This is a genomic window from Telluria sp. ZT3P39 (genome assembly GCF_059685935.1).
In genome coordinates this window covers 95,336-113,098 of record NZ_JCASIH010000006.1, presented here as the reverse complement: position 1 = coordinate 113,098, position 17,763 = coordinate 95,336, and the positions used below count along the sequence as shown (strand labels likewise).

General features: G+C 65.9%; 13 protein-coding genes. 9 read left to right on the top strand and 4 right to left on the bottom strand.

The features are described 5' to 3' along the window. Positions 1-25: 25 nt before the first annotated feature. The 3 genes from icmF to AC56LR_RS08665 all read right to left on the bottom strand — a co-directional run bounded on the left by icmF (position 26) and on the right by AC56LR_RS08665 (position 8,071). Positions 26-3,313: a fused isobutyryl-CoA mutase/GTPase IcmF gene (icmF, locus tag AC56LR_RS08675; RefSeq protein ID WP_497129514.1), complete on the bottom strand. Its 3,288-nt coding sequence runs from the start codon at positions 3,311-3,313 to the stop codon at positions 26-28. A gap of 123 nt (positions 3,314-3,436) precedes the next feature. Beyond that, positions 3,437-6,994: an indolepyruvate ferredoxin oxidoreductase family protein gene (locus AC56LR_RS08670; protein ID WP_497129512.1), complete on the bottom strand. Its 3,558-nt coding sequence runs from the start codon at positions 6,992-6,994 to the stop codon at positions 3,437-3,439. A 147-nt stretch (positions 6,995-7,141) separates the two neighbouring features. After that, positions 7,142-8,071, bottom strand: a complete 930-nt coding sequence (locus tag AC56LR_RS08665; RefSeq protein ID WP_497129510.1) for a LysR substrate-binding domain-containing protein — start codon at positions 8,069-8,071, stop codon at positions 7,142-7,144. Positions 8,072-8,179: 108 nt separating this feature from the next. Between AC56LR_RS08665 and AC56LR_RS08660 the strand changes: the two genes are divergently transcribed. After that, the gene (locus AC56LR_RS08660; protein ID WP_497129508.1) at positions 8,180-9,400 is read left to right on the top strand and encodes an HD-GYP domain-containing protein; all 1,221 of its coding nucleotides are present in this window, start codon (positions 8,180-8,182) and stop codon (positions 9,398-9,400) included. 78 nt (positions 9,401-9,478) lie between these two features. After that, complete coding sequence (locus AC56LR_RS08655; RefSeq protein ID WP_497129506.1) at positions 9,479-10,081, top strand: 2-hydroxychromene-2-carboxylate isomerase; 603 nt, start codon at positions 9,479-9,481, stop codon at positions 10,079-10,081. 7 nt (positions 10,082-10,088) lie between these two features. Here the strand turns inward: AC56LR_RS08655 and AC56LR_RS08650 are convergent, their stop codons facing one another. Then, complete coding sequence (locus AC56LR_RS08650) at positions 10,089-11,123, bottom strand: GGDEF domain-containing protein (RefSeq protein WP_497129504.1); 1,035 nt, start codon at positions 11,121-11,123, stop codon at positions 10,089-10,091. Positions 11,124-11,478: 355 nt separating this feature from the next. Here AC56LR_RS08650 and AC56LR_RS08645 point away from each other — a divergent pair, with 355 nt between their 5' ends. From AC56LR_RS08645 to AC56LR_RS08615, 7 genes are all read left to right on the top strand, one after another. Next, the gene (locus AC56LR_RS08645) at positions 11,479-11,685 is read left to right on the top strand and encodes a Flp family type IVb pilin (RefSeq protein ID WP_497129502.1); all 207 of its coding nucleotides are present in this window, start codon (positions 11,479-11,481) and stop codon (positions 11,683-11,685) included. A 58-nt stretch (positions 11,686-11,743) separates the two neighbouring features. Continuing rightward, the gene (locus tag AC56LR_RS08640) at positions 11,744-12,265 is read left to right on the top strand and encodes an A24 family peptidase (RefSeq protein WP_497129500.1); all 522 of its coding nucleotides are present in this window, start codon (positions 11,744-11,746) and stop codon (positions 12,263-12,265) included. A 111-nt stretch (positions 12,266-12,376) separates the two neighbouring features. Continuing rightward, positions 12,377-13,768: a DUF8689 domain-containing protein gene (locus AC56LR_RS08635; protein WP_497129498.1), complete on the top strand. Its 1,392-nt coding sequence runs from the start codon at positions 12,377-12,379 to the stop codon at positions 13,766-13,768. Then, the gene (cpaB, locus tag AC56LR_RS08630) at positions 13,765-14,610 is read left to right on the top strand and encodes a Flp pilus assembly protein CpaB (RefSeq protein ID WP_497129496.1); all 846 of its coding nucleotides are present in this window, start codon (positions 13,765-13,767) and stop codon (positions 14,608-14,610) included. The genes AC56LR_RS08635 and cpaB overlap by 4 nt, the downstream gene beginning before the upstream one ends. A 25-nt stretch (positions 14,611-14,635) precedes the next feature. Then, positions 14,636-16,225 (top strand): type II and III secretion system protein family protein, encoded by a 1,590-nt coding sequence (locus tag AC56LR_RS08625; protein ID WP_497129494.1) that lies wholly within the window; start codon positions 14,636-14,638, stop codon positions 16,223-16,225. Between the two features lie 9 nt (positions 16,226-16,234). Next, positions 16,235-16,513 (top strand): hypothetical protein, encoded by a 279-nt coding sequence (locus AC56LR_RS08620; protein WP_497129492.1) that lies wholly within the window; start codon positions 16,235-16,237, stop codon positions 16,511-16,513. A 48-nt stretch (positions 16,514-16,561) separates the two neighbouring features. Beyond that, the gene (locus tag AC56LR_RS08615; protein WP_497129490.1) at positions 16,562-17,737 is read left to right on the top strand and encodes a CpaE/TadZ family protein; all 1,176 of its coding nucleotides are present in this window, start codon (positions 16,562-16,564) and stop codon (positions 17,735-17,737) included. The last annotated feature ends 26 nt before the right edge of the window (positions 17,738-17,763 follow it).

Here is a 17,763-nt window from a genome sequence, read left to right as displayed (position 1 = left end):
CCGAGGAACCCGGGCGGCGAAACGCTTACATATTGCGGCGGTACTGCCCACCCACTTCGAACAGCGCGGTCGTGATCTGGCCCAGCGAGCAGACGCGCACCGCGTCCATCAGCCTGGCGAACACGTTCTCGTTGTCGATCGCGGCCTGCTGCAGCGCAGCCAGGGCGGCTGGTGCCGCGGCGGCGTTACGGCTGTGGAACTCGTCCAGACGGGTCAGCTGCGACTGCTTTTCATCGTCGGTCGAGCGTGCCAGTTCGATGATGGCAGGGGCGCCCGTACTGTTCGGGTTGCGGAAGGTGTTCACGCCGATGATCGGCAGGGTGCCGTCGTGCTTCTGGTGCTCGTACAGCATCGACTCTTCCTGGATCTTGCCGCGCTGGTAGCCGGTTTCCATCGCACCCAGCACGCCGCCACGCTCGGCGATGCGCTCGAACTCCTGCATCACCTGTTCTTCGACCAGATCGGTCAGTTCGTCCATGATGAAGGAACCCTGGTTCGGGTTCTCGTTCTTGGCCAGGCCCCATTCGCGGTTGATGATCAGCTGGATGGCCAAGGCCCGGCGGACCGATTCGTCGGTCGGCGTGGTGATCGCTTCGTCGTAGGCGTTGGTGTGCAGCGAGTTGCAGTTGTCGTAGATCGCGATCAGCGCCTGCAGCGTGGTGCGGATATCGTTGAAGTCGATTTCCTGCGCGTGCAGCGAACGGCCCGAGGTCTGGATGTGGTACTTCAGCTTCTGCGAACGTTCGTTGGCGCCGTACTTGTCGCGCATCGCCACGGCCCAGATGCGGCGTGCCACGCGGCCCAGCACCGTGTATTCCGGGTCCATGCCGTTCGAGAAGAAGAACGACAGGTTCGGTGCGAAATCGTCGATGTGCATGCCGCGCGCCAGGTAGGCTTCGACGAAGGTGAAGCCGTTCGACAGCGTGAAGGCCAGCTGCGAGATCGGGTTCGCGCCCGCTTCGGCGATGTGGTAGCCCGAGATCGACACCGAGTAGAAGTTGCGCACCTGGTGGTGCACGAAGTATTCCTGGATGTCGCCCATCACCTTCAGCGAGAACTCGGTCGAGAAGATGCAGGTGTTCTGGCCCTGGTCTTCCTTCAGGATGTCGGCCTGCACGGTGCCGCGCACGTTCATCAGGACCCAGTCGCGGATCTTCTGCGCTTCGTCGTCGGTCGGCTGGCGGCCGTTGTCAAGCACGAACTTGTCGATCTGCTGGTCGATGGCGGTGTTCATGAACATCGCCAGGATGGTCGGCGCCGGGCCGTTGATCGTCATCGACACCGAGGTCGACGGGCTGCACAAATCGAAACCGTCGTACAGCACCTTCATGTCGTCCAGGGTCGCGATCGACACGCCCGAGTTGCCGACCTTGCCGTAGATGTCGGGACGGATGGCCGGGTCGGCGCCGTACAGGGTGACCGAGTCGAAGGCGGTCGACAGGCGCTTGGCGTCCATGCCGGTCGAGACCAGCTTGAAGCGTCGGTTGGTGCGGAAGGCATCGCCTTCGCCCGCGAACATGCGGGTCGGGTCTTCGCCTTCGCGCTTGAAGGCGAACACGCCGGCCGTATACGGGAAGGAGCCCGGCACGTTTTCCAGCATCAGGAAGCGCAGCACTTCGCCGTGGTCCTCGAAGCGCGGCAGCGCCACCTTGCGGATCGGGTTGCCTGACAGGGTCTTCGAGACCAGGCGGGTGCGGATTTCCTTGTCGCGGATTTTCACGACGTAATCGTCGCCGGCATAGGCGGCCTGCATGTCGGGCCACATGGCCAGCAGCTTTTTCGCGCCGCCTTCCATGGCGTTGTCGCGCTCCGTAATCAGGTCATCGAGCACCACGCCGCGGTTGGCGGCAGCCAGCATGCGTTTGGTTTCGCTCAGCTGCTGGCGCTCGCGCGCCAGCGTGACCTGCTTCTTCACGTTGCGGTGGTAACCGCGCACGGTGTCGGCGATTTCGGCGAGGTAGCGCGCGCGTGCGGGCGGCACGATCACGTTCTTGCCGCTCGAGTATTTCGATGCAGGTGCCGCCAGGCGGCTGGCATCGACCTGCAGGCCGAGTTCCGCCAGCTTGGGCAGCAGGCCGTGGTACAGCGCCGTGACGCCGTCGTCGTTGAAGCGCGAGGCTTGCGTGCCGTAGACCGGCATCTCGTCGGGGCTGCGGCTCCACTGTTCGCGATTGCGCTGGTATTGCTTGGCGACGTCGCGCAGCGCATCCTGCGCGCCCTTGCGGTCGAACTTGTTGATCGCGATGAAGTCGGCGAAATCGAGCATGTCGATTTTTTCCAGTTGCGAAGCGGCGCCGAATTCCGGCGTCATCACATACATCGAGGTGTCGACGTGCGGCACGATGGCGGCGTCGCCCTGGCCGATGCCCGAGGTCTCGACGATCACCAAATCAAAACCCGCCACCTTGCAGGCGGCGATCACGTCCGGCAGGGCCTGCGAGATTTCGGAACCGGCTTCGCGCGTGGCGAGCGAACGCATGAAGACGCGCGCCTGGCCGTTCCACGGGTTGATCGCATTCATGCGGATGCGGTCGCCCAGCAGGGCGCCGCCCGACTTGCGGCGCGACGGGTCGATCGAGATCACGGCGATGTTCAGGCGATCGCCCTGGTCGAGGCGGATGCGGCGGATCAGTTCATCGGTCAGCGAGGATTTGCCGGCGCCGCCGGTGCCCGTGATGCCGAGGGTCGGCACGCGCAAGCCTTCGGCGGTGTTGATGACCTGCTTGCGCAGTTCAGGATCGACCTTGCCGCTTTCCAGGGCGGTGATCAGCTGGGCCAGCGGACGGTGGCGCTGGCCGATGTCGCCTTCGCGCAGCGCGTCGATGCTGGTCGGTGCGTAGGACGACAGATCGACGTCGCAGGTTTCCAGCATCGAGCGGATCATGCCGACCAGGCCCATGCGCTGGCCGTCTTCCGGGCTGAAGATGCGGGTGACGCCGTAGGCATGCAGTTCTTCGATCTCGCTCGGGACGATCACGCCGCCGCCGCCGCCGAACACCTTGATGTGGGCGCCGCCGCGCTGGCGCAGCAGGTCGATCATGTACTTGAAGTATTCGACGTGGCCACCCTGGTAGCTCGAGATGGCGATGCCTTGCACGTCTTCGTTCAGGGCCGCGGTGACGACTTCGTCGACCGAGCGGTTGTGGCCGAGGTGGATCACTTCGGCGCCGTTCGACTGCAGGATGCGGCGCATGATGTTGATCGAGGCGTCATGGCCATCGAACAGGGAAGCAGCGGTGACGAAGCGCACCTTGTTGGCCAGCTTCGGCTGCTCCGGCAGGTCGAGTTTGGCGGCGGGAGTGATGTCGTTCATTGGATGTGGTCCTTGGTATTGGGAGGACAGGGGTATCCTGGTACGGTATATGACGTTAACGTTAACGTCAAGCCGGGCGCGAGGGGGTGATGGGGTGGGGCGGCCGGGCCGCCCCACCGGCGTTTACGCTGCGCGTTTCTTGACCTTGCCCGAGAGCAGCTCAGCCTTGCGGGCGCGGAACTCCAGCACGGCCTTTTCCTTGACGTGGCCGAAGCCGCGGATCTGTTCCGGCAGCGAGGCCAGTTCGACCGCATCCGCATGCGTGCCGGCGTTCAGGCCGGCCAGCAGGCCTTCGATCATCTCGCGGTATTCGACAATCAAGGAGCGTTCCATCTTGCGCTCTTCCGTGTAGCAGAACACGTCGAAGGCGCCGCCACGCAGGCCTTTCAGTTTCGCCAGCAGCTTGAAGGCGCCGAACATCCACGAGCCATACTGCGCCTTGACCATGCGGCCCTTGGCGTCCTTCTTCGCGAACAGCGGCGGGGCCAGGTTGAACTTGAAACTGAAATCGCCTTCGAACTGGCTCTTCACCTGCTCGAGGAAGGCTCCATCGGTGTACAGGCGGGCCACTTCGTACTCGTCCTTGTAGGCCATCAGCTTGAAGTAGTACTTGGCCACCGCTAGCGAGAGCTTGTTGCCCAGGCCCTGGGTCGTCTCGGCCGCGCGCACGCGCGCCACCAGGTCGGCGTACACGCCCGCATAGGCGCTGTTTTGGTAGCCGGTCAGGAAGTCGACGCGCTTGTTGATGATGGTGTCCAGGCTTTGCGGCATCTGCACCACGATCGCTTGCGAAGGCGTGGCCTGCTTCTCGACACGCTTGAAGTCCACGGCGGCGCGGCGGCCCCACAGGAAGCTCATCTTGTTCGAGGCGACGGCCACGCCATTGAGTTCGATCGCGCGCAGCAGCGCGGCTTCGGTCAAGGGAATGCGGCCCTTCTGCCAGGCGTAACCCATCAGGAACAGGTTGGTGGCGATCGAGTCGCCCATCAGCGCGGTCGCGATGCGGGTCGCGTCGACGAAGTCCACGCCATCGGCGCCACCGACGGCTTCCAGGATCAAGGAGCGTACGTCGGCGGCCGGGAATTCCCAGTCGGCGTTTTGCGCGAAGCTGCCGGTCGGCTGCTCGTGCAGGTTGACGATGGCGAGCGTCCGGCCCGGACGCATCTTCGAGACCGCATCGGCCGCACCGGTAGTGAGGATGTCGCAGCCGAGGATGAGGTCCGCTTCGCCGGTGGCGATGCGCTGGGCGCGCAGGCGGTCCGGGGTGACGGCGATCTTCACGTGCGAAGTGACCGAACCGTTCTTCTGGCTCATGCCGGTCATGTCCAGCACCGAGGCGCCCTTGCCCTCGAGGTGGGCGGCCATGCCCATCAGCGCGCCGACGGTGATGACGCCGGTGCCGCCGATGCCGTTGATCAGGATGTTGTACGGGTGCTCGATGCCTGGCAGTGTCGGCTCGGGCAGTTCGCCCCAGCCGTCGCTCGCGCCTTGCTTGGATACGCCGGCACGGCTCTTCTTGAGCGTGCCGCCTTCGACGGTGACGAAGCTCGGGCAGAAGCCCTTGGCGCACGAGTAATCCTTGTTGCAGGACGACTGATCGATGGCGCGCTTGCGGCCGAATTCAGTTTCCTTCGGCAGGATCGAAACGCAGTTCGACTGGATGCCGCAGTCGCCGCAGCCTTCGCAGACGGCTTCGTTGATCACCATGCGCTGGTTCGGGTCGGCGAATTCGCCCTTTTTACGGCGGCGGCGCTTCTCGGCGGCGCAGGTCTGGTCGTAGATGATGACGGTCACGCCCGGCAGTTCGCGCAGCTCGCGCTGGATGTCGTCCATGTGCTTGCGGTCGTGCAGGGTGACCAGCGCCGGCAAACTGGAACGGTCGGCGTAGCGCGACAGGTCTTCGGTGACCAGGGCGATGCGCTTGACGCCTTCGGCCGCCATCTGCTGCGCGATCATCGGCACCGAGGTCTGGCCGTCGACCGGTTGGCCGCCGGTCATCGCGACCGCGTCGTTGTACAGGATCTTGTAGGTGATGTTCACCTTCGCGGCCACGGCCGCGCGGATCGCGAGATAACCGGAATGGAAATAGGTGCCGTCGCCCAGGTTCTGGAACACATGCGGCACTTGCGAGAACGCGGCCTGGCCGATCCACGGCGTGCCTTCGCCGCCCATGTGGGTGGTCAGCTTGTTCATCTCCGGATAGATCGAGGTCGCCATCACGTGGCAGCCGATGCCGGCCAGCGCGAAGGAACCGTCCGGCACCTTGGTCGAGGTGTTGTGCGGGCAGCCGGAGCAGTAGAAGGCCGGGCGGAAGGGCGTGGTGATCGCCTTCTGCAGCACGGCGTCTTTCGCGTCGAGGAAGGCCAGGCGCGCGCGGATCAGATCGCGGGTGGTGTCTTCCAGGCTCAGGCGCGCGATGCGGCCGGCGATCACGCGGGCGACTTGCGCGACCGAGAAATCGGCTTTCGGAGGCAGCAGCCAGTCGCCGCGCGGAGCGACCCATTCTCCCTTGTCGTCGAACTTGCCGACCACGTGCGGACGCACGTCGTCGCGCCAGTTATACAGCTGTTCCTTCAACTGGTATTCGACGACCTGGCGCTTTTCCTCGACCACCAGGATCTCGTCCAGGCCTTGCGCGAATTCGCGCACGCCGTCCGGTTCCAGCGGCCAGATCATCGCGATCTTGTACAGGCGCAGGCCGACCTTGGCGGCCATGTCCTCGTCGATGCCCAGTTCTTCCAGCGCTTCCAGCACGTCCAGGTAGGACTTGCCCGAGGCGATGATGCCCAGTTTCGCGTCCGGACTGTCGATGGTGACGCGATTGAGCTTGTTTTCGCGCGCATAGGCCAGCGCCGCGTAGATCTTATAGTCCTGCATCAGCGCTTCCTGCGCGCGCGCCTGCTGGCCCAGCGGCACCGAGGACAGCCTGGTATTGAGTCCACCTTCCGGCATCGCGAAGTCCTGCGGCAGCTTGACTTCGACGCGGAACGGGTCGGCATCCACGGAGCTGCTGGATTCGACCGTGTCGGCCAGCGCCTTGAAGGCCACCGCGCAACCCGAGAAGCGCGACATCGCCCAGCCATGCACGCCGAGGTCCAGGTATTCCTGCACATTGCACGGGTAGAGCACCGGGATCATGCAGGCCGAGAAGATGTGGTCGGACTGGTGCGGCAGGGTCGAGGAATAGGCGCCGTGGTCGTCGCCGGCCACCAGCAGCACGCCGCCGTGTTTCGCCGTGCCGGCGTGGTTCATGTGTTTAAAAACGTCGCCGCAGCGGTCCACGCCCGGGCCTTTGCCGTACCACATGGCGAACACGCCGTCGTACTTGGCCGGACCGATCAGGTCCACGGTCTGGGTGCCCCACACCGCAGTGGCGGCCAGGTCTTCGTTCACGCCCGGGACGAACTGGATCTTGTTCGCTTCCAGGTGGCCCTTGGCCTTCCACAGCGTTTCATCGAGGCCGCCCAGGGGCGAACCGCGGTAGCCCGAGACGAAACCGGCGGTGTCGAGACCGGCGGCGGCGTCGCGCTCGCGCTGCATCATCGGCAGGCGTACCAGGGCCTGGATACCGGACAGGAAGATGTTGCCGGTCCGGGCGGTGTACTTGTCGTCCAGGGTGACGGTGGTGAGGCGGGACGCGTAGTCCGGGCTCAGGGCCTGGGGCGTGACGGTATCTGGCATGGGGTCTCCATTATGTGGTTCGGTGCTGTGCTGCCTTGCGCCGGGTAGGCGAAGGCGCTTTTTGACCGCGTGGAGTGTAGGGACTCAGGCCAGCCAGGGCCAATAGGGATTGCGGATGGGGGTATAAGAAAAACTGATGACCGTTATTCAGCGCAGGCGCGCACCCGGCCAGGCGCCGCGCGCGCACAGGTCTTCGGTCACTTCGCGTACCAGCTTCCCGATCGCCGCCGCCGCATTCGTGAGCGGGATATTGCGCGAAGCGGACAAGCTCACCTGGCGCATCAGCGCCGGGTCTTCCACCGGCCATGCCTTGAGCGCGCCGCGCTCGATATCGGCCAGCAGCGGCGCAACCGGCAGCAGGGTGGCGCCCAGGTCGGCCAGCAGGGCAGAGCGCAGGATGGCGAGCGAGTTGATCTCGAGGATGGGGCCGAGCGCCAGGCCTGCCCGTGACGCCACCTGTTCGACCAGCGGGCGCACGCCGTGCTGGCGCGCCGGCAGGATCAGGGTACTGGCCAAGGCCTCGGTCAAGCTCAAGCTGGCTGCGGCGGGCGCGAACGCTGAACCGGCGCGGCAGATGAACATCAGGTCTTCCTCCACCAGCGGCGTGTTGGTGAAGTGCCCGGCCGGGACTTCGTCGAACAGCACCGCCAGGTTCAGGCGCCCCGACTTGAGCTGCTCGGTGAGGCTGCCCGAAATCTCCTCGGTCAGCTGCAGGGTGATTTCCGGGTAGCGCACACGCGCGCTGCTGAGGATCGGCAGCGCCAGCGCGCCCGAAATACTGTGGGGCAGGCCGAGCGTCACGCTGCCCGAAGGCCGCGTGGTGGACTGCACCACCGCCGAGCGGGCATCGGCCACCTGCTTCAGGATCGCCTGCGCATGCTCATAGAAGATCTTGCCGGCGTCGGTGCTGAGCATGCCGTGGGCCGAGCGGTGCAACAGCTGCGCGCCGAGTTCCTCTTCCAGCTGGCGCAGTTGCTGGGTCAGTGCCGGCTGCGCCACATGCAGGACCAGTGCGGCGCGCGAGAGCGAGCCGTGGTCGACGATGGCGACGAAATAGCGCAGCTGGCGAAGTTCCATGCAATGAACTGTGTCTTAAAAGAAACAAATAGTGAAAATAGGTAACAGTCTTGCTATACTGCATCATGGCCGACTGGCGCCGACATTATCACAGAGCAGAGAAGAATCATGTTAAAGAAGGTGGATGCATCGCAGCTGAAGGTCGGGATGTTCATCCACGATCTGGATTGCGGCTGGATGGATCATCCGTTCGTGCGCGCGCGTTTCGTTCTGACCACGGACGACGAAATCCACAAGATCCGCAACGCCAAGATCCGCGGCGTGGTCATCGATTGCAGCAAGGGCCTGGACATCGACGACGCGCCGACGCTGGCCGAAGCCGAGGCCGAAACCGAAGCCGAAGTGACCGCCATCGCCACCAAGCCGCTGATCGTCACCCGCGTCTCGCTGGGCGAAGAGCTGCAGCGCGCGGCCCAGGTCCGCAAGCAGGCCGCCGGCCTGGTACGCGCCGTGATGGCAGATTCGCGCCTGGGCAAGGCAGTGGAAATGGACAAGGTGGCTCCGATGGTCGAGAGCATCACCGAATCCATCCTGCGCAATTCGGGCGCGCTGCTTGGCCTGCTGCGCATCAAGAACAAGGACGACTACACCTTCCTGCATTCGGTCAGCGTGTGCGCGCTGCTGGTGGCCTTCTGCCGCTCGCGCAACATGGACGCGGACACGGTCTACCAGGCGGGCCTGGGCGGCCTGCTGCACGACACCGGCAAGGCGCTGGTGCCCGACGCCATCCTGAACAAGGCGGGGCGCCTGACCGACGAGGAATTCGACATCATCAAGCGCCACCCGCGCGACGGCTACGACATCCTGGTCAAGTCGCCGGAGATCGGCCAGATCCCGCTCGACATCACGCTGCACCACCACGAGCGGCGCGACGGCAGCGGTTATCCGGACAAGCAGGGCGAAGGCAGCATCAGCGAGCTGGCGCAGATGGCGGCGATCGTCGACGTGTACGACGCCATCACCTCGGACCGCTGCTACCACAAGGGCATGCCGGCAGCCGAAGCGCTGCGCAAGATCTACGAGTGGAGCAAGTTTCACTTCAACCCGACGCTGGCGCAGGAATTCATGCGCTGCGTCGGCATCTACCCGGTCGGCACCCTGGTGCTGCTGGAGTCGGGGCGCCTGGGCGTGGTGATCGAGCCGCACGAAACCAGCCTGCTCACGCCGAAGGTCAATGTGTTCTTCAGCACCAAGACCCCGGGCTATATCAAGCCGCAGACCGTGGACCTGTCCAAGGCGCTGGGCTTTGGCGGCGGCGACAAGATCGTGCGTCACGAGGCGGCCGAGAAGTGGAACGTCAACCCGCTGCAGTTCATGAACATCGCTTGAGGCGCCGGGTGCGCCGGGCCCCGGAGATGCGACAATGGCATCTCCGGGGCTTTTTTTACCATTTGGTAAGGATTCGCGATGCACGCACCCATCGAATTCTGGTTCGAGTTCGGCAGCAACTACAGCTACCTCTCCCTGATGCGCATCGAGGCGCTGGCAAGCGATGCCGGCGTGCCGCTGCGGTGGAAGCCCTTCCTGCTCGGCCCCATCTTCCGCGAGCTGGGCTGGCAAAGCTCCCCTTTCAACGAGCAGAAGGAAAAAGGCGACTACGCCTGGCGCGACATGGCGCGGCGCGCCGCGAAATACGGGCTGCCCTTTACCCGGCCGACGACCTTTCCGCGCCAGGCGCTGCTGCCTATGCGCGTCGCCCTGCTCGGGGCGGAGCAGCCGTGGATGGGCGAATTCTGCCGCCGCATCATGCTGCAGAACTGGTGGCAGGATGCCGATATCGACAAGGCCGATGTGGTGCTCGCCGCGCTGGCCGGGCTGGTCGACGATCCGGCCGCCATGGTGGCGATGGCAGGAGAAGAAGCCGCCAAGACGGCGCTGCGCGCGCAGACCGCGGCCGCGCGCAAGCTCGGCATCTTCGGTGCGCCCACCTTCATGGTCAACGGCGAGATGTTCTGGGGCGACGACCGCCTGGAGGACGCGCTGGACTGGGCGCAGGCGGCTCCCGCCTGACCCCGCCTCAGAAGAATTCGGCGGTGTCGTTGGTGGCGATGGTCTGCAGCAGGCCGCTGGCCACCAGCTCTTCGTAGTAGCAGGCGCGGTTGCGCCCATTGGCCTTGGCGAAGTACAGCGCCTGGTCGGCGTGGCCGAGCGTGACCACCGGCGAATCGGCGGCGCGGATGCTGGTGAAGCCGACGCTGACCGTCACCTGTCCCACCTGCGGGAATTCGTGCGTCTCGACATCGAGGCGGAAGCGGTCGATGATTCGCCGCGCATTGTCCAGCGTCGTCGAACGCAGCAGCACCACGAACTCCTCGCCGCCGAAGCGGAATACCCGGTCCTGCGCGCGGAACGATGATTGCAGCAGGTTGGCGACCAGGATCAGCACTTCGTCGCCGTACAGGTGGCCGAAGCGGTCGTTGACTCCCTTGAAATGGTCGACGTCGACCACGGCCAGCCACTGCTTTTCCTCGGCGACGTGGTGGCGCCGTTCGGGCAGGCCCGGCACCACCGGCTCAGCGTCGGGCGTGTGCAGCATGCGCGCCAGCTGGTCGTCGAAGGTCTTGCGGTTGAGCAGGCCGGTGAGCGAATCGCGCTCGCTGTAGTCGAGCAGGTTCTGGAAATTGCGGTAGACGCTGACGATCCCGCTGATCATGTGGACGGTATCGCCCGTGAATTCGCCCTGGTGCGTGATCTCGAGACAGGTCGCGGCCTTGTCGCCGAACCAGATCGGCAGCCACAGCACACGCAGGCCATCGGGGCCAGCACCTTCCGCGCGCGAATCGTGGTGGGCCAGGCAGTGCGCCAGCGCGGGGAAGGCCAGGATCGGCTCGCCCGGGCTGCCATCTTGCGTCTCTTCGGGGCAGGCGACGCCGCCGGCGCGGATGCAGGCGCGTGCGCGCACGAAGCGGTGGCCGCAAACCGTGGTGATCGCCAGCACGCGCGTTTGCACCGCGCCCGACAATTCCTGGACAGCCGAAATCACGGAGATGTCGAGCATCGTGTGATCGCGGTGGCCAGTCATGTCCACCATGTGTCTCAGCAGGGAATCCATATCGTTCACAGCACCAAAGTCACGCAAAAGCACAGCTTGTCGATACCACGGGAAAGTGTCGCTTTTTTAAGCGCACAAGGGAGACAGCATAAAGCCTTTTTGTATTACAGGCAACTATTCTTGACAATATCGATCACCCATAGCGGCTAGCCCGGAACCGAGCCCTGCGGTGTTTGTTCACGCGCAAACGACCAAGGGCAAAATCATTTCCGCATGGAAAACTTGCCCGACATCAACTTGCCGTATGGAACTATTGGGTACAGTGAACTCACTGACAGACGCAACAGGAAACAGCAACAAGGACGGGGCCCCGTCTGCTGTCAGTAAGTCCCTTTAACCACCATAAGGAGTTGTCATGAGCACCATTACCTCCGCCATCAAAACTTTCATCGCCGATGAAAACGGTGTGACTGCCATCGAGTACGGCCTGATCGCTGCCCTGGTCGGTGTCGCGATGGCGACGGTGGCCGGCCAGGTCGGCGGCAAAATCAAGCTCGCTTTCGAGACCATCCGGGATGCGTTCAGTACTCTGCCTGCCGCTCCGGCTGCTCCCGCACCCTGATCGCTGACGCCCCCAGACGCCTTGCGGCCCCTGGGGGCTTTTTTTTCTGGAGCGGATCATGGTTGTTACCCTTTATCTCGACACCTTGCTGCTGCTGCTCGTCAGCGCCGCTGCGATCAACGATCTTTCCAGCCGTCGCATCCCGAATCTCCTGCTCTTGTCCGGCCTCGCGGCCGCACTGGTCCTGCATGCGCTGTCGCCCGACCCCGGCAAGGCATTGCTGTCCGCCCTTGGCGGCATGGCAACCGGCTTCCTGATGTTCATTCCCTTTTACCTGGTCCGCGGCATGGCTGCCGGAGACGTCAAGATGATGGCGACCATCGGCGCCTTCACCGGTCCGCTCGTAGCCCTCCAGATTGCCATCTTCGCATGGTGCGCCGGCGGCATCATGGCCGTCGCCATCATCATCTGCCGCGGCCGGTTGAGGCTGGCGTTGGGCAACCTGTGGAGCATCTTGCGGCCCGTCATGCTGCGGCTTCCGGCAACGCCCGGAGCGGTGCGGGAAAGCGCCGGAACGATGCCCTACGGGGTAGCGATCGCAGCCGGGACGATCTACGTCCTGGTGAGCAATTACGCTTGATTTTCACGCTGAGTTCGCTTCCTTGCCTGAGGTCAAACGGGGGCAAATGGCGATGGCTAGAATCAATTTAACAAATGTAAGAAATATCCGCACCGAGCAGGAGGTTTCCCCATGGAAGTATTAACAGCGACTACGGCCGACGGCCTCGACGCACCGCCGGCGCCCATGCCGGGCGGCGCGCCCGAGGCCGAGGCCGAGCTTGCGCCTGTCCTGCCGCGCCAGCCGCGCACCGTGCGCGATACCGGCCTTGAACCACGCTTCCTTACCGCCCTGGTCGTCAAGACCATGCATGCGAGCGGCAAGACGGCCCTGTCGGTGCTCACCGGCCGCCTGCGGCTGTCCATCGGCGTGGTGCGCGAAGTGCTGCATGTTCTGGTGGCCGAGCAGCAGGTCGAAGTCGCGTGGTGCGGAGATTCCGACATCGACGTGCACTACCAGCTGACCGCCTTCGGCCAGCGCGCCGCTGCCGACTACCTGGCCGAATCGCGCTACGTCGGTCCGGCCCCGGTCACGCTCGACGCCTACCGCATCATGGTCGCCCAGCAATCGCTGAGCCAGCCCGATGCCATGCGCGTCACCCCGGCCGCGTTGCGCGCGGCGCTGGCGGAAGATGGTATCGAGCCTGCAGTGCGCGACCTGCTCGGCGCGGCCCTGCATTCGAACCGCCCGCTGATGCTGTATGGCCCTTCCGGCAGCGGCAAGACGACGCTTGCGCGCAAGCTCGCGCGCCTGCGCCAGGAGCCGATCGCGGTGCCCTACGCGGTGGTGGTCAACCACGACATCATGCAGGTGTACGACCCCAGCCTGCATCCGGCGCCCGTGCTGTCGCGCGCCATGGAAGAACGGCGTAGCTGCGACGCGCGCTGGGCCCTGTGCCAGCGCCCGCTGGTGCATGCCGGCGCCGAGCTGGCGCGCGACATGCTGGAGCTGCGCATCGATGCCGCCAGCGGCGTCCTGCGCGCGCCGCCGCACCTGCTGGCCAATAACGGCCTGCTGGTGCTCGACGACGTCGGCCGCCAGCGCGTGCCGGCCGGCGAGGTGCTGCACCGCTGGCTCGGCGCCCTCGAATGCGGCGTCGACCACGTCGCGGTGCCCGGCGGGGCGACCCATGCGCTGCCCTTCGACGTGTCGCTGGTGCTGGCCACCAGCCTGGCGCCCGAGTCGGTGCTGGACGAATCCTGCCTGCGCCGCATCGGCTACCGGATCCCGATCGGCCCCCTGTCCGAAACCGGCTATCGCACGCTGCTGCGGCGCCAGTGCCGGCTGCGCGGTATCGAGCCCGACGAAGGGGCGATGGATTACCTGGTCAACGAACTGCACCGCCGCACCCGTCGCCCCTTGCTGGCAGCCTGGCCGCACGAGCTGCTGGGCCGGATTGCCGACTTCGCCGGCTTTGCTGGCCACACCCCGCGTTTCGACGTGGACAGCGTGGCCCAGGCCTGGAGCAGCCTGTTCGGCGCCAAGGCGGCGCCTGAATCAAGCAACCTGGGAGACGCCCGATGAAAAACAAGCGTGCCGTGATCGTGATGGCGCTCGCGATCCTGTTCGGCCTTGCCGCCGTGGTGCTGGCCTCGCGCTGGCTCCTGACCCAGCCTGCGGCCAGCGCCGGCCGCATCGTGGTGGCGGCGGCCGACATCAACATCGGGCAGCGCCTGACGCCTGAGATGCTCAAGCTGGTCGAATGGCCGGCCGACAGCGTGCCGAAAGGCGCGTTCGGCGATCCGCAGAAGCTCAGCGGCCGGGTGCTCAAGACCAGCCTCCTGCCGGGCGACCCACTGAGCGAGTCCAAGCTGGCGCCGGCCGGTACGCTGGGCGGCCTGTCGGCCCTGATCACCGAAGGCAAGCGCGCCATCACGGTGCGCGTGAACGACGTGATCGGCGTGGCCGGCTTCGCCCTGCCCGGGAACTACGTCGACATCATCGTCAGCACCGAGACCGAAACGCAGGTGCAGTCCGGCGCTCCGCGCGAGCACAGTATTTCGAAGATCGTGCTCGAACGGATCCTGGTGCTGGCGGTGGCCCAGGAAGTCAACCGTGACGAGACCAAGCCGAAGGTCGTGAACGCGGTCACGCTCGAAGTCACGCCCGAGCAGGCCGAGATGCTCGACCTGGCGCGCAGCGTCGGTACGCTGTCGCTGGCCCTGCGCAACCAGATCGACCCGGCCGCCGCCCAGACCGCCGGCGCCACCAAGCAAAACCTGCTGCCGGTTGCCGCCGCGCCCATCAAGCAGGTAGCGATGCCGCTGCCGGCGCCGCGGCCCATGGTGCAGGCGCCGCGTCCGGCGCCGCAGCGCGACTGCGTGAAGGTCATCAACGGCCTGCACGCTTCCCAGGAATGCTTCTGACCCCCAGCGAACCCGGATGGATGCCATGAACAGACGCCTCAATGTTGCACAGCTCGCAGCCAGCCTGGCGCTGGCTGCCATCGTGCCGGCCCACGCCGCCCCTGCGCCTGCGAAGGCTGCAGCCGCGGCCCCGGCCAAACCGACAGCGCCGGCTGCGGCCAAACCTGAAGCCGCCGCCCCGGCCAGGACGCCGGAAGCGCGTTCCCAGCCTGCGGCCGGTTGCCGTGGCGAGGCCGCGCGCCCCGCCACTTTGGCGCTCCATATGGGCAAGTCGACCATGCTGCGCCTGCCCGAGAAGGTCGCGCACCGCAGCGTCGGCAACCCCGCCATCGTGCAGGCGATGCTGGTGGCACCGGACACGCTGTACATCGCCGGTGTCGACGTGGGCACCACCAACATGATCGTCCAGGGCAAGAGCGGCTTGTGCAGCGTGGTCGACATCGTGGTCGCGATGGACCCGGCTGCGCTGCAGGCCACGCTCGCCGTCGCCATGCCCGAGGAGAAGGACATCCGCGTGATGTCGGCCGCCGATTCGCTGATATTGACCGGCACCGTGAGCGACGCCGGCGCGATCGCGCGCGCGCTGGAGCTGGCCGGCGCCTACGTGCGGCGTCCGCTGCGCCAGCTGACGGTCGCGGAAAACGAGAACGGCAGCGTGGTGGGCCTCGGCAGCAACGGTGGCGCAGCAGGTGGCGCGGCTTCCGCCGCCGCCCGCGTGGTCAACCTCCTCAATGTCAGCGCGCCGCAGCAGGTACAGCTCGAAGTGAAGATCGCCGAGGTGTCGAAGACCCTGCTCGAGCGGCTCGAAGCCGACACCGCCTTCCGCTTCGGTTCGGGCAGCTGGACCACGACCCTGGTGTCGAACTTCCTGACCGGGCGGGCGCAGGGCGGCCTGGCGAATGTCAAGTCGAACGGCAACCGGCTGGGAGTGGATGCCGACAAGCAGGACAGCCTGGTGCGCGTGCTGGCCGAGCCGAACGTGCTCGCCATCAGCGGCCAGGAAGGCACCTTCCTCGCGGGCGGCAAGTTCTTCATCCCGGTCGCCCAGGACGACAAGAAAATCGTCCTTGAGGAAAAGGAGTTCGGCGTCGGCCTGCGTTTTACCCCGACCGTGCTGGCCGGCGGCCGGATCAACCTGAAGGTGGCGCCGGAAGTGTCCGAATTGTCGCGTGAAGGCGTCGGTGTCTCGGCCGCCGGCATTTCCGGCACCGCGATCCTGCCCTTGATTACCACGCGCCGCGCCAGCACCACGGTGCAGCTGTACGACGGCCAGAGCTTCGCCATTGGCGGGTTGATCAGGAATAACCTGGTGGCCAACCTGAAAGGCTTGCCGATGCTGGGCGAGGTCCCGATCCTGGGCGCGCTGTTCCGCAGCACCGACTACCAGCAGGACCGCACCGAGCTGGTGTTCGTGATCACGGCACGGCTGGTCAAACCGATGCCGGGCGCCAGCTACTCGCTGCCGACCGACAAGGTCGGCATCCCGTCGCGTGCCGGCGTGCTGCTCGGCGGGCGGCTGGAGGGCGAGGCGCCGGCCGCGACCACCGCTGCCGTATCCACCCCACCGGCCGCGCAACCCGCCGCGCATACCGCCGGCGGCTTCGAACTCAAATAGGAGCTTATCGTGACGACGACGATCCGAATCGCTGCACTGGTGCTGCTGGGCGCCTGCCTGCAGGGCTGCGCGCAGACCACGCCGCATTGGGACCAGCAGTTCGGCAAGGCCACGCGCCACAACCTGGCCGCCCAGGTGATCGATCCGGCCGCCTCGGCCAACCAGCACCCGGCCACCGGCATCGACGGCCCGGCGGCCAAGGGCGCGCACGACCGCTACCAGCGCAGTTTCGCGCAGCCGGAAGCGCAGGCGCCGACGCTGGTCATCAATGCCGGCGGCGCGCGATGAGCACGTCCATCCGATCCTGATCCGAATGCGTCCGCCACGAGGCCCGCCATGAAAGCGCTACTCATCAGCCGCGACAGCCAGCTCTACGCGGAAATCGCCTCCCAGGGCGCTGCGCGCGTGCCGCCGCTGAACCTCGGCGCCGTCCGCGCCGGCATGCGCGAGGCGCTGGACCGGCCCGAGGCCGACAGTCCGCAGCTGGTCATCGTCGACGCCACCGATACCGAGCCGTCCGAAGTGGCGCTGCTCGAACGCCTCGGCCGCCAGTATCCCGAAGCGCACCTGATGCTGCTGACCGACCAGAACCAACCCGAGCTCCTGATCCGCGCCATGCGCGCGGGCGTGCGCGAGGTGCTGCAGCTGCCCCTTGTGCACCGCGCCTTCCACGAGTCGATGGACCGCATCTCGGCCGCCGCCGGCGTTTCGGCCCTGCGCGACGGCAAGGTGCTCGCCTTCATCGCCTGCAAGGGCGGCAGCGGCGCCACCTTCATCTCGACCAATTTCGGCTATGCGCTGGCCACGCTCGCCGCCAAGAAGGTGCTGCTGATCGACCTGCATGGCCAGTTCGGCGACGCCGCGCTGTATGTCTCGGACCAGAAGCCGACCATGACCCTGTCGGACGTCTGCGCGCAGATCGCCCGCATCGACGGCCCCTTCCTGGAAAACTGCGTGGTGCACGTCACGCCCGGCTTCGGCGTGCTGGCCGCCGCCGACGATCCGGGCCATGCCAAGGAAGCCAAACCGGAACACATCGACACCATCCTGCGCGTGGCGCGCCAGCACTACGATTACGTGCTGCTCGACGTCGGGCGCCAGATCGACGCGGTATCGCTGCGCGCGCTCGACGTCACCGACACCATTTATCCGGTGCTGCAGCTGGCGCTGCCCGACATCCGCGATGCGCGCCGGCTGCTCGATATCTTCCGCTCGCTCGGCTACGTGCTCGACAACATCCGCCTGATCGTGAACCGCTACGAAAAGGGCGGCAAGCTGCGCCTGCAGGACCTGCATGGGGCGCTGGGGTGCGAAGTCGTGCACACCTTCCCCAACGATTACGTCGCCGTGACCGATTCGGTCAACCAGGGCGTGCCGGTGCTGCAGTTGTCGCGCTCGAGCGCCGCCGCGCGCAGCCTGGCCGACATGGTCGAACTCGTGACCACGCGCCGCGTCCAGGAAAGCAAGGGCCTGTTCGACCGCCTGTTCGGTCGCGGCGATTCCGACGACTGAACGCAACCACGGACACCACGGAGCAT